The sequence below is a fragment of the Acholeplasma oculi genome (assembly GCF_900166985.1).
GTDB lineage: Bacteria > Bacillota_I > Bacilli_A > Acholeplasmatales > Acholeplasmataceae > Acholeplasma > Acholeplasma oculi.
The window spans coordinates 276,326-289,702 of record NZ_FUZK01000001.1; the positions used below are offsets into that span (position 1 = coordinate 276,326).

Here is a 13,377-nt window from a genome sequence, read left to right on the forward strand (position 1 = left end):
TAGATACTTCAAGCTATTGGATGTTTACCTTTTAGTAATACGTTTATAATGTTTACTTTATCATTGATAATGTTATGGACTTCAATATAAGTTTGCTTAAATTTTAAACATGTTTTTTCCAAATCATCACTTTCTTTAATCAAGTAGTGAATTAATTTTGACAATTCTTCTTCATTATAGTTTATGTACCAAGGATTATCAATAAATTTTGCGTTAATCTTTAGTTCTTGTTTCTTTATATCTAGGTTTATATTTTTATATCCCAAAAAAACAATATGGATTAATCCAGGATATCGGTTTTGTAATACACTGGCAAATTCCGGTTGAATATGTACACCTTCTATTAAAACATCCTTCTTAAACTCTATTAATGATTTAATGAGCCCTTCAATATAAGGCTCTATCATATGACTTACAGATTTATCACTTCGATTGATATCGATATTTAGGTCTTTATTTCCATAATGAAGCATCATCATAATCCAGTCTGTGGATATGATTCGAATTTGGTAAGTTTTTAATATTTCGTTAGCAATCAAAGATTTCCCTGACTTAGCGATACCTGCTAATATATAAATCATGTGATTATCCTCTTAGTTTATAAATTGCATCTATAAATTATTATAACCTAATTAATACCATACAGCAATTTATTTCTTAAACTGCAGACTTTAGAATGTTTTATATAAGGACTCAACTGCGTGATATATTTCATAATATCATGTGATTTTTTAAGCAAATCCCGATTCCACCTTATAGGTGTATACTTTATTCATTTTGTTTGTTACAATTGAATTTGAGGTATTTTTTATGAAAAGATTTAACAAATATTTTGGTGATAAAGCCTTCTATAAAATGGCTTTAGCAGTTTTAATTCCTGTTGTTATTCAACAATTGATTTTGAATATTGCTGGTCTTATTGATACTTTTATGATTAACGGTTTCTCACAAACAGCTTATAATGGTGTATCTACTGCCAATAGGTTTATGTTTATCATTAACTTCTTTTGGATAGGACTTGCAGCAGGCATTAGTGTATTTGTATCACAATACTTTGGTGCTAAAAACAAAAAAGGAATTGTAGGAACATTTCAATTAGGATTGATTTTATCCGTCGTTTTTGGATTTTTATCAACAGTTATAATTTATTTTTTCGGTCCTATGGTTATAAAAATGTTTTTACCAACATCTGATCCTGAACAAATAGAGGCCGTTAAGTTTGGTATTGAGTATATTCAAATTATTGGATACGGAGCTGTTGTTTTCTTATCCTCTTTTATGATTTCAACCTTTTATAGATCGGTTGGCCGTGCCAACATTCCTCTTTTTGCAGGTATTGTTGGAATTATAGTCAATATGATATTAAATATGATATTAATCTATGGATTTCTTGGGTTTCCGGCCATGGGTGCTATTGGAGCTGCATGGGCAACTTTAATATCTAAAATTGCTGAACTTGTTGTACTCATTGTTGTTGCATTCTTATATAGTGAAGAAAATTACGCTAAAGAAATATTTAAAAAGTACGTCATTACAAAACGTTTAATAAAAATGTATATTTTAAAAGGTGCACCAATCATTGTTAATGAGGTTTTATGGTCAATTGCAATGGTACTATATGCTATGTTTATAACAAGTGGTGTTTATGAATGGGTTACCGCATATGGTTACTCTCAAAATGCTACAGATATATTCTTTGTCTATTACTCTGGTATGGCAACTGCTTCTGGTGTCATATTAGGTCAAGCACTTGGAGAAGGTGATTTTAATAAGGCTAAAGATTACTTATTAAAATTACGTGGTATTATGATGATTACAAATATTGCAATCATCATATTGATTATTGTTCTTTCTCCACTGATACTACTTATTTTTACACCAGTAAATACAACTTATTATTTAGCTTATCAAGTTATATTAATCAATGTAGTATTCATTGCAATATATGGATATAATGCAATGACTTATTATGCTTTAAGAGCAGGTGGAGATTCATTAAGAACTTTCTTACTTGATCAACTTCCTACATATTTGGTAGGTCTACCAGTAGTTATCTTATTAAGTCATTTTAGAATGGAATTAGGTATAAATATTCTGATGATATTCTTTGCAAGTAAATCGACGGATATAGTAAAACTTATCTATTCCAGACATATCATTAAAAAAGGTACTTGGTTAAATAACTTAACTGTAGATGAGGTCGAATCCTAAGTTATAAATTTCTCATAATAATTTACAAAAATACTCATCGCTTTCAGGTTCTAATATATCTTTCTATACTAAATACCTGACATTTTGAATCTATAACTATACTACCAATTATTTCTTCGTTTTATCGTCAATTACTGATTTTAATTCTTGCAGATTATTAACGTTGCCCATTATCATTGCAATTTTCTTATTTTTATAATAGATAATCGTATCTTCTGGATGACCCAAAAATTGATGTTCTAAATATGTGATGTACTCTATTTTGTACTTTTTACTCAATCTCCATATTGATCTTTTCGTTAGATATTTTTCATCAATAATATTAAAATCTATTGAATCAAAAAACAAGTCATTAACTTGTCGATATATTTTATCAATAGGCTTTTGTGCATCTTCTGGAATTAACCAAGTTTTACCAACTTTTTTCACACCATGAATTCTACCCTCTGTGCAAAGTATTCTAATTCTTCTTTCTTTTATATTCCATTTAGTAGCAAAATAAGATATATTTTTGTATTTCATTATTTCACCTTCCTATTATGCCGTTATCGGCATAATATAGTTATTCAAGTAATTCGCTTGGCTAAAAGATAACAGTCTTCATTATAATACTTCTATAACTTAGACTAATTATGGTAAAATATCTTTAGATAGTGCGGCAAGGGGCGTGGTTAGGATGGACAATAACTTAATCAAAACATCAATCCATTTCAAACCAATAGGACCTTTCTTTATCCAAAAACATGAGACACAAAATCTATACTTGTTTACATCAAACACGTTAAAGGTCTTAATCGATCTACCACCGGTTGATCAATTTATGCTGTTTGAAGAACAGATTAGTACATATTGTGAGATCAGCGAAATTACACACTTAATCATTCAATTACCGTCTTTATCCTTAGTCAATACGATGAGACGATTGAATGTCGATGGATTTAAGGGACAGATTATAACCACTCAACCCATCAAAGAACAACTGCTTAAAAATGACATATCCAAAGACATTGAAACCATTGAATCACTTGAATATAACTTATTCTTAGAGGACTTCAAGTTTTCATTTTTACCGATGCAATTCTTACCTTTTCCATTGATGTTCATGAGCTATGAAGCTAACTTAAATGCGCTGTGTTCGTCAACCCTGTTTTCAAGTTATTATCAACCAGATAGTAAAGATACAGACTTAAAAAACTTGGTATTTGCGTATCATAAAGCCAATATGCCATCTAGTGAATACATTAAAGACCCACTAAAACGCATCAGACAACATCAAATAAAGACCATTTTACCTGCATTTGGTACCATGATTTTAAAAGACATCGACCAAATGATAGATTATGAATACCATTTGGATTTTTATAATACTTATCAAGTATTTAAGTATAACGATGAATTTGTCAAAGAGTTTAACTACATCGAAATCATCAATCATATGATCACGCATTTGAAAATACACATTGATCAAGATGAAATTTATGATACATTTTCTAAGTCAGAGTTCATCTTGTCTAAAAAACCACTAGAACTAAAAACGACTAGTTTAGCAGGTTATAAATTATGGAATGCGTTTTTCGAGTTTATTTATGCAAAAAAAGGTTTAGTATGGTTGACCATGTTAGAACCCCTCGTTAAACAATATAACAACAGCTTTGGGCTAGAATTGCCAACTGTTTACATGTCAAAAATGGTTGAGATTACAAAATCCAACGAACAACTTCAAAAAGTGAACAAGGAATTAGAAGAAAGCGTTGAGAAGCTCTCCAATCAAGTTGAAGAAACCAAAGACGCGATTTTAAGATGCCCTATCACAAAACTATATAATGAACAATTCTTTAGAGAACTGCTTAAAAAAGATTTAACTACACCAGTGCCAGAACATAAAACCACTGGCTACATCTTAATCCAACTAGACCAAATCAACGAACTGAATAAACGATATGGTAAGGAAACGGGGGATGAAGCAATTAGAAATTTAGCTTATCAAACCACACAAGTCATTCCAGATGAAGCAACACTTTTTAAACAAAGTGGCCCTGGTATCATTCTTTATATCCAAATGGTCTCGCCAAAAACAATCAACAAGGTTGCCTTAAAGGTTAGAAATGCAATCAGAGACTCCATTTTATTTATTGAGAAAGTCACCGCAAGCTTATCGATTGTTACATTAGATGAAGTGAGTCCAGTCCTAACAACCAATGAGAAAATCAAACTAATCTTCACTTTATTAGATAAACGTATCCACTTTGCTAGACAAATCGGTAATGGCGAGATCGTCGATCAAAAATCGATTTTACCGGTTGCCTCAGAAGGCATCATCTTATTAGTCGACGAAGATGACATCAACAGAAATATGCTATACCGTATATTTAACCGTATTCACTTTGAGGTGAAGATGGCTGCATCCGTCGAAGAAGCGATTGCAATTGTCGATAGTTATCCAGTCGATTTAATCATATCAGAAATTAACTTATCGAAAATGGATGGGTTTGGGTTAAAACGTCACTTGAATGAGAGTAAGGAACATGCGAATATCCCATTTATCATGGTATCGCACAACAAAACACTTGAAAATATTAAACGTGGGAATGTCTTGGATGTCGATTTAATCATCGAAAAACCAATCATTCCAGAAGAACTGATTGGCCACGTAAAACGTATGCGTATAAAGCGAAATAACCTATGAATAAAGACATCATCTTTATTGCCATTGGTGTATTTGTTGGCATCACCATATTCTTACTCGTACTCATCTTACTTCAAAAGCGTATTAACCGAAAAAATAGCATGCGTCAAGGACTCGCAAGAGACTATTTATTTAAAAGATACTTCGACAATGAACCCATTAAAAGACCGGTATCAGCCAAATTTTTCTTCAATGCATTCATCGATATAGAAACACAAGTATCGATTGAACCCGTGGTAAGAAAAAAGATCATTGAAGATATTTCAAAGACCAGATTTTGTAAAAAACAATATAGAAATTTAAATAGTCTATCCAAATATAAGCGTAAACTAGCTGTCTTTTACTTACAGTCATTAGACTTAAAAGATGTGAACAGCTTATTTGAAAAACGACTTGAGAAAGAGCGAAATGATTCGGTGCGTTTTTTCATTTTATATGCCTTAAAGGCGCACATCAATGAGCGTATATTTAATTTAGCCATGAATAGTTTGAGTCATTCAGATTTATCCTATCCAAGATGGGTATATGCGATATTTAAGAACAATTATGATGTCATTAGACCATTCATCAGTAAATATTTTTCAGATGAACGCGTCCGCATCAAAAAGTTTTTACTCTATCTAGCAAGTAATGTCTTCGATGCGAATTTAAGACAATATGCCTTTGATAAGTTTGAACAAACCAACGAGTATAAAGATATCAAAAAAGAAGCATTATATGCACTGTCTTTAATGTATCCTGAAGACCTTATTACGGATCATTTCTTGGAACATGAAGACCTAGAGGTTAGGAAAGTAGCGATTCGTGCATCCGCTATTAAAGTCACACAAGAAATGGTTGATTACCATTTGAATGCCATGGATGGGACACTCCTAGATTTAAACCGTGCGAACGCGTTATCCAGAATTGTGTTCGATTCTAAAACATTGTTGATTTACTTACTGAACTACTATCCGAAATCCAAAACAGAACACCAAAGATTGGCGATTTCTAGGGTGTTATCTCACCACATTGACTACTTAATGTTAAAACTAAAATCGGATAGTTATTCTTATATCACTGAAATCATTGAAGACCTATTGAAACTACATATCGTAGAAGATTTCATCGACTTTATGAATATCAATAAAGACAAAGAAGTCGAAAAAATTATGCTCAATATCATTAAGAAGTATGCGACACAAGATAAGTTTTTGCTTGATGAATTTTCGATTTACTTAAATCAACGCATTCTAAACAAGTTAGGCTTAATTCAAAAACCACTACCAACCTCTGTTAGAGAAAAAGCGCCGGTTGAGCTAACCAAAGTCATTTGGACAGTTTTCTGGATTGTCGTTGCGATTACGTTTATGCCAATTATATTTTTCTTTTTAAACCTCGATTTGATTTTCTCAAATGAACCGTTATTAACGCCATTTTTGATTTCACTGAATACTTATTTATCGGTTTACTTCATCGCAGTAAACTCGATTTATCTGATTTTATTGTTGTTTTCGCTTAAAGGTGCGAATGAACGCGACCAAATGTGGTCGATCAAAAAACAAACCTTATTATTTGAACATGATTTATTACCAAGTATTTCCATCATCGCACCAGCTTATAATGAAGAGAAAAGCATCATTGAAAGTGTGACCTCACTCCTAAACTTAAAGTATCCTAAATATGAAGTTATTGTTGTCAATGATGGTTCAAAAGATGATACCATTGGTGTTTTAGTGAAACATTTTGAATTAGAACGGAAGCATCCATTCTTTCAATTGCCACTGAAGACAAAGCCACTTAGAAGTGTATATGTGTCTAAACAAATACCCAACTTAATCGTCATTGACAAACAAAATGGTGGAAAAGCTGACGCCTTGAATTTAGGGATAAACGTCGCTAAAAATGATTACATCTGTGGTATCGATGCAGATTCATTATTAGATGAAGATGCATTACTCAAACTGATGAGTGTTACACTGGATGATGCGAAAACACACATTGCATTGGGTGGTAATATTGTCCCTGTCAATGGTTGTATTGTCGATAAAGGCAAAATTGAACAAAGCGGATTGGGTAAAAACCCAATTGTTCGTTTTCAAACATTGGAGTACTTAAGAGCCTTTACAACCGGCCGTATTGGTTGGTCCAAACTACATAGTTTATTGATTGTTTCTGGTGCTTTTGGCCTATTTAACCGTAAGTCTTTGATCGACACAGGTGGGTATCTAACCATCAGTGGTGATTTAAAGAAAGATACTGTTGGTGAAGATATGGAGTTGGTTGTTAGATTAACGTATAAAGCCATAAAGGATAAATTGCCTTATCGTGTTGAATATGTCCATCATGCGAACTGTTACACAGAATTACCATCTGATATGTCATCTTTACTAAAACAAAGAAATCGTTGGCAGCGAGGGTTACTAGATATATTAAGTTACCACCGTTCATTACTATTTAACCCTAGGTATAAACAACCAGGTCTCATTGGGTTTCCTTACTTCTTCATCTTTGAAATGATGGGCCCATTCTTAGAACTCATTGGTTATTTAGCGTTAATCACTGGGTTTATCTTGGGTATACTAAATGTTGAGTTGGTCATTTTATTATTCTACGCAACCATTGGATTTGGTATTTATATTTCATTGATTAGTTTGTGGATTTCTGAAAGAAGAAATGATTTTTATCCAATGAAGCATACTTTAATCATGATAATGATTGCTATTGCTGAAAACTTTGGCTTTAGGCAATTGATGAGTTTGCACCGAATTAAAGCAACCTTATCTAGTTTAAAAGAAAGTGGTCATTGGGGATCACAAAATAGAACAGGTTTTCAAAAGAAGTAATCCAGACGTACAGTTGGGTTACTTTTTTCTTACGATTTGTTGCATATATACCATTAATAGGGTTTTTCGTTGGCATAATATAAATACACATCAAATGTGTTCATACATCAATTTAGGAGGCTTTTTTGCTAGATTATGGTTTATCAAATACAATGAGTGACTGCCTTTCATAAAGTGTAATCCCAGTGATTGATGTTAAGAAAAAAATCATCTAAATTCGGTGAGCATCTTTTGAAAAGCGATTTAATTTCATCACTAGCAATACTAAAATCAATCAGTATGTATGACTTGTATTCTTTTTTTGCGAAAGCCTCAACGACAGTACTTTTTCCAACACGTCTTGCACCTTCGATGAGTAAAGCAGTTTTACCATTTTCATTTTTCTAAGAAAGCAGTTGCTTATATATTACGCTCTAACTTCATCAGGATCACCTCTTATAACCCTATTTTACACGTATTTTGATTTTTTAAAGTTTTCTCGTATCGCGTTATTGAAAATTTACTTGTAAGTATCAATATATCTACTTCGAGTTAGCTACTATCAACATTATATAATCGTGTGAAAAGTGGAGTAAACGTGTAAATAGTTAGGTAATCGTGCAAATAATTGAATAAGAATTTCATAGAGGCATGAAAAAAGGGCTAATACTTGAGGCGAATAGTGATTCGCTATTGTATCAGACCTATGCTCGTTTAATGTATAATACTACCTATTTTGATACAAAAAAGCACCCCATGTTTTTTTAGCACCCCAACCTCAAAAAATTACACCCCTAAATTATGGCTTAGTTTAGAGGCTTAATTTTTCTAGTATTTTTAGTGGTATTTTCTTTGTGTCAAAATAAGGTATTCCACTATCGGGTTATTGTTGGGTATCGAACCCATATTTTAATTAATAGGAGATGTTTTATCAATATAAGTTAAATCCTGGGTAATGATGCCTACAAATTCATCACCCGCAAACCAAATAACAACTTGATTATATGATTAATATAGTAAACCAAAACACTAAACCATAGAAATCAAAAAAACATGAAGCATTTTCTTGCTTCATGTTTACCATAGTATTAAACCATCTCAACTAAATCTTTGATTTATTATTGATATGCTTTAAAAACCTCTTTAACGATGTAATAGGACTGTTTAAGTCTTTCATGATACGTTGGCATGTGCCAGTTGTTCCATGTATATGGACTCAATAAAACCGTCCTTGACTCACTTCCAACACCAATGTAGATTTCCTCAAATTTTTCACCTTCGAACACGAATTTTCCTTTAAAATTGGCCATTCTTACTTTGGTTGAAGGGTCCATAATATTAAGCAGTAAATAAGGAATTCTAAGTTCAATCACCTGATCGGTTTCATAGTAATCTGCCAAAGAATTATATGTCGGGTCATTGGGGTCTGAAATACCTTCAGTAAGTAGCCCTGCTTCATACTTAGAAAATGGAATATGTTCAAATGTATTAGGAATGCTTAGAGCATTTGATAACGCGTGGTATCGATTAATAAAAATGCCACCATTAATTGTATCGATGCCTAAAGGCTTTTCAATCATGTCTAATACTTCTGCGTACAAATGACTAAATGGGTCGTAATAAGGATCTACTTGAATGCGAGGTTGTTCATTAAACGATACTAAGAAATCAGCACCTCGACTAAACTGAATGTTTGGATCTACTACACTTAAGTTTCCTTGATTTGGGATTGTGTCAATCCCGATATAAAGGGGTTCATTCGCTTCTTCTTTTTCAATTAATAAGTAAAGATAACGCTCATCTTGAGTCACTTTAAGGTTATTTCCAATATAGGCAATATCTTTCCATTCGCTTGTATTCCCATCTAGTAAAACCTTCAATTGATCTCCTGGTTCAAAACTCAACAGTCCGAACATTTGTTCATTTGTTTCAACATTACTCCAAAATGGTCTTTGCCAAGACAAATCAAAATCCATCGTATTCCAAGTGCGTTTGAACCATTCATCTTGCCAGGCAAATATAAGTGCACCCATGCTATTTGTCTCTTTGATATCTTTAAGCATTGAAGCCAGAATCTCACCTTGAGCTTTCTCGGTATGTCCACCTTGATTAAATCCAGAATACTTCGCATCATGAGCTTTTCCCCTAGAGGCAGGCACACCAAATTCAGCAACCAATACGGGCATTTTATGGAATTTATTTAACTTTTTCAAATACGCCTTATAAGTATTAATCGGGTCATATTCGTCTTTTAACGATTCTGAATGGTTCATGAATTCTGGGTAGTAAGGATAGACATGATAAGAGGCAAACTGTCCAGCAAATGCTTTATCTTTCAAACGGATATGTTCAACATTCACGCTTACCATATCTTCTTTGGGATCTGGTTCATTGATATGAATCAAAGGATCTGTTGTAAGCCAATTCGTGTAAGATAAGGGTCTTGTTTCTTTGTAAGTTAAAGCTTCATACGACAGCACTGCATCCCCAACTTTTGCTAAAAAGACTTCAAATGGTGATGCATTTTGTGTATATAAGTAATTGCCATCATAAACCGTATCCTCATTGTTTAATGCATTGGTAGTCATAACAAATTCCGGGTCCCATTCAATGCCTAGTACCCAACTAATGATATAATCACTAACGTCTTTCGTATAGACGCCACTTGCAAAGCCTGGTCTAGGCTCTAGTGTTTTATTGCCGTGAAAGATGTCAACCAAATCAGTCGCATCCTTGATGAACTCATTGATTAATAGATTATCTTGCCCATAAGGGTCTTTAATTTCTTTGATCAAATCTTCATTTAGCCAAACCCCATGCATCACGTAAAGCTTGTTTTGACTCGTTTGATTAAACTCGTAAAGTGCATCATAAAATGCAGGTTTCATCGTCGTATAAACTCGAATGGTATTCGCATGCATCTCACTAATTTGATGAAACCACCTTAAATATGTTTCTTTATTGATACCTAGTTCACCAGGAAAATAACCAGGTAAGGTTGCCCCAATATTAACACCTTTTACAAAGGTCTCTTTAAACCCATTTTCTTCATATAGATAAAAACCGCCATCGTAAATACGTGCGGATGTGGTTATACCATTAATGGTTCTTTCTAGTTTTTTTGGTTTTAAGTTTAAAATCACCACAATCGATGATAATAGCAATAAAACCAGTATAATGATGATGCCTTTTTTCAAATGATACCTCTAGTTCAAATAGTTTTCTCATCAATATTTTAACATATTCATTAGCAAACTTAAAGAAAACCTTCCCTAAAATCAAAAAAGGCCTAATGCTTGTTTCTAATCACCACTCAATTTTGTATCAACCCATTTAGTGTTATGTGTGTGATGCTACCTATTTTAATACAAATTAGCACCCTATGAATTTTTTTAGCACCCTTTGCCTAATTTTAGCACCCCTACTGAAAAGTTGCGCACTCCCTATGAAGTATATTATTCAAGTTAAGACATTATTACTTAAAATGCCCACTATATTGATATGAAGCAGCCTTTACGATCATATTTGTAGAGTCTAGAAATTATCAAAGTTCATATTGTAGTAGTTGATTAACAGCACTTTCTACATGAAATCTGAAAATTTCCTTAATATCTTTACCTTCGACTAGCGTTTTTAAGATTTCTAATGTAAAATCATTCATGAGGGATCTCCTTTGTATATTGGTTTTAGACAACTCTATTATACTGAAGTGAGATTCCTTTTTTAATTATATTCAGATTTTCATTTACACAAAATATTTTACACTATGATTTCTAAACTGTACGTCTATCAAAATAATGATTTTCAGCTATCTTTGCATAACTTAATTCCTTTAATTTAACATCCAGTTTAAAATTAAATTATTTATAAACACGTTATATTGCTTCCAATCCATATTACTTATTGTATCATCCTGCACAACAAGATAATTTTGAAACATCTTTATCAAACGCTAGTGCTGCTAATTTTAACCCCTCGGCCATTGTTAAATATGGAGCAAGACTATCTATAAGATTTTCAATAGTAAGTCCATGTTTTACCGCTAGTAATGCTGCATAAATAACATCTCCTGCATTTTCAGATACAATATGTGCACCTAGTATTCTATGTGTTCTTGTATCTGCAACCAACTTAAATATGCCGGTTGTTTCACGATTTACTATTGCTCTGGGGACTAAATTTAAATTGATTACAGAAGTTTTTACATCATAGCCTATATTTTTAGCTTCTTTCTCTGTTAATCCAACGGTTGCAATTGCTGGGTTTGTAAAAGTAACTGCAGGTACAGTCGATAAATCGATTTTTTTATTTAATCCGCCTATAGCATTGTCTGCAACAATTCCACCTTCATATGCTGCCACATAGACAAATTGTGGTCCTAAAGTAACATCTCCAGCTGCATAGATTTTATTGTTACTCGTTCTTCCATAATCATCTATTATAATTTCATTGCTTTCTCCTACATTAACGTCTGCAGCACTTAAATTTAAAGTGTCTGTATTAGGTTTTCTTCCTGTTGCAATCAATAATTGTTCTGATTCAATAATCTCATTTTTACCATCAACTGTAATATAAACCTTTTTGATATCACCAATTTGTTCTATTCGTTCGTAAGCTACACCTTTAATAAGTTCTATACCTTGTTCAATCAATGATTTTTCGACAGTATCTGAAATTTCAGGATCATAGTCTTTCAAAAGTTGTTTTCCCCTTTGGATAATCGTGACTTTTGAACCTAAATTATGAAAAAGTTGCCCCAGTTCTAATCCAATATATCCTGATCCAATCACTGTTAATCGTCTTGGTGTTTCTTTTAAATCAAGTAATGTTGTGCTTGTTAAATAATCAACAAATTCAAGTCCATGAATTTTAGGTAAATAAGACGATGCTCCAGTAGCAATTAAATAATTTTTTGCAATATATCTATTATTATTAACTTCAATTGTTGTTTTATTAATAAATCTCGCTTCACCTTTAACTAAATCAATACCGTATTCATCGATTAAATTTATATATTTCTGACTACGAAGCTCATTGACTAATTCATCTTTTTGTTTTACTAAAGTTGCTAAATCCACTTTTTGAGCATTTGTTTTTAAGCCAATGAATGGATTAGACTTTGCTGCTTGATTGATTTCTCCTGCTCTAAGAAGCGTTTTTGATGGAATGCAACCTACATTTACACAAGTCCCTCCAACTTCGCCACGTTCAACAATAGCAACTGTTGCACCGTATTCTATTGCTTTAATTGCCGCAGAAAAAGCAGCAGCCCCAGATCCAATTATAATAAGATCATAAATCTTATCATCACTATCGTTTTTATTAAAGGATACTTCTTCTATCATTCCAGCTTGATACTTAATATTATTTATCGCAATTTTTGAAAGTTCGACATCAGTATCTTTTGGAAGTTCAAATATTGCTTCTCCATTGTGAAAACTTGCTTTAACATTTATTGCACCTATTTTTTCAAGTGCTTCCACTATGTGACCCTCGCAACCTTTACAAGTCATCCCTTGTATTTTCATCTTAAGTTTTTTCATAAGTATTTTTTCTCCATTCTAGGATTTACTCCTTATCATATCCATTTAAATTTTAAATTTATTTATTACTTTTATTCTTGTTTAATATATCAAAAATATGTTATATTTTCTTTCGTTGTCAAAATTGTCTAAA

The 13,377-nt window shown here is 32.4% G+C and carries 8 protein-coding genes; 3 read left to right on the plus strand and 5 right to left on the minus strand.

Annotation, left to right across the window (positions count from 1 at the left end; genetic code table 11):
- Positions 1–8: 8 nt before the first annotated feature.
- Positions 9–581 carry a hypothetical protein gene (locus B5X49_RS01290; RefSeq protein ID WP_045749393.1) on the minus strand — a complete coding sequence of 191 codons (573 nt, stop codon included), beginning with the start codon at positions 579–581 and terminating at the stop codon, positions 9–11.
- A gap of 229 nt (positions 582–810) precedes the next feature.
- Between B5X49_RS01290 and B5X49_RS01295 the strand changes: the two genes are divergently transcribed.
- On the plus strand, positions 811–2,211 hold the full coding sequence (locus B5X49_RS01295) for an MATE family efflux transporter (protein WP_045749394.1): 1,401 nt from the start codon (positions 811–813) through the stop codon (positions 2,209–2,211).
- Positions 2,212–2,319: 108 nt separating this feature from the next.
- On the opposite strand, the gene B5X49_RS07710 is transcribed toward B5X49_RS01295, so the two are convergent.
- Complete coding sequence (locus B5X49_RS07710; RefSeq protein ID WP_245943178.1) at positions 2,320–2,733, minus strand: hypothetical protein; 414 nt, start codon at positions 2,731–2,733, stop codon at positions 2,320–2,322.
- 154 nt (positions 2,734–2,887) lie between these two features.
- Between B5X49_RS07710 and B5X49_RS01305 the strand changes: the two genes are divergently transcribed.
- Both B5X49_RS01305 and B5X49_RS01310 read left to right on the plus strand, forming a co-directional pair.
- Positions 2,888–4,897, plus strand: coding sequence for a response regulator (locus B5X49_RS01305; RefSeq protein ID WP_079560585.1), 2,010 nt, complete (start codon positions 2,888–2,890; stop codon positions 4,895–4,897).
- Positions 4,894–7,722 (plus strand): glycosyltransferase family 2 protein, encoded by a 2,829-nt coding sequence (locus B5X49_RS01310; RefSeq protein WP_079560587.1) that lies wholly within the window; start codon positions 4,894–4,896, stop codon positions 7,720–7,722. Before B5X49_RS01305 ends, B5X49_RS01310 begins: the two co-directional genes overlap by 4 nt.
- Positions 7,723–7,889: 167 nt before the next feature.
- Here the strand turns inward: B5X49_RS01310 and B5X49_RS07805 are convergent, their stop codons facing one another.
- From B5X49_RS07805 to merA, 3 genes are all read right to left on the minus strand, one after another.
- Positions 7,890–8,075, minus strand: a complete 186-nt coding sequence (locus tag B5X49_RS07805) for an AAA family ATPase (RefSeq protein WP_211026745.1) — start codon at positions 8,073–8,075, stop codon at positions 7,890–7,892.
- Between the two features lie 744 nt (positions 8,076–8,819).
- Positions 8,820–10,898 (minus strand): hypothetical protein, encoded by a 2,079-nt coding sequence (locus B5X49_RS01320; protein WP_045749396.1) that lies wholly within the window; start codon positions 10,896–10,898, stop codon positions 8,820–8,822.
- A 711-nt stretch (positions 10,899–11,609) separates the two neighbouring features.
- The gene (gene merA / locus B5X49_RS01325; RefSeq protein WP_045749398.1) at positions 11,610–13,244 is read right to left on the minus strand and encodes a mercury(II) reductase; all 1,635 of its coding nucleotides are present in this window, start codon (positions 13,242–13,244) and stop codon (positions 11,610–11,612) included.
- Positions 13,245–13,377 lie beyond the last annotated feature (133 nt).

Excerpts from the sequence above, each read along its gene's own strand:
- B5X49_RS01290 (WP_045749393.1), bottom strand. The coding sequence starts at position 581 with ATGATTTATATATTAGCAGGTATCGCTAAGTCAGGGAAATCTTTGATT.
- B5X49_RS01295 (WP_045749394.1), top strand. The coding sequence starts at position 811 with ATGAAAAGATTTAACAAATATTTTGGTGATAAAGCCTTCTATAAAATG.
- B5X49_RS07710 (WP_245943178.1), bottom strand. The coding sequence starts at position 2,733 with ATGAAATACAAAAATATATCTTATTTTGCTACTAAATGGAATATAAAA.
- B5X49_RS01305 (WP_079560585.1), top strand. The coding sequence starts at position 2,888 with ATGGACAATAACTTAATCAAAACATCAATCCATTTCAAACCAATAGGA.
- B5X49_RS01310 (WP_079560587.1), top strand. The coding sequence starts at position 4,894 with ATGAATAAAGACATCATCTTTATTGCCATTGGTGTATTTGTTGGCATC.
- merA (WP_045749398.1), bottom strand. The coding sequence starts at position 13,244 with ATGAAAAAACTTAAGATGAAAATACAAGGGATGACTTGTAAAGGTTGC.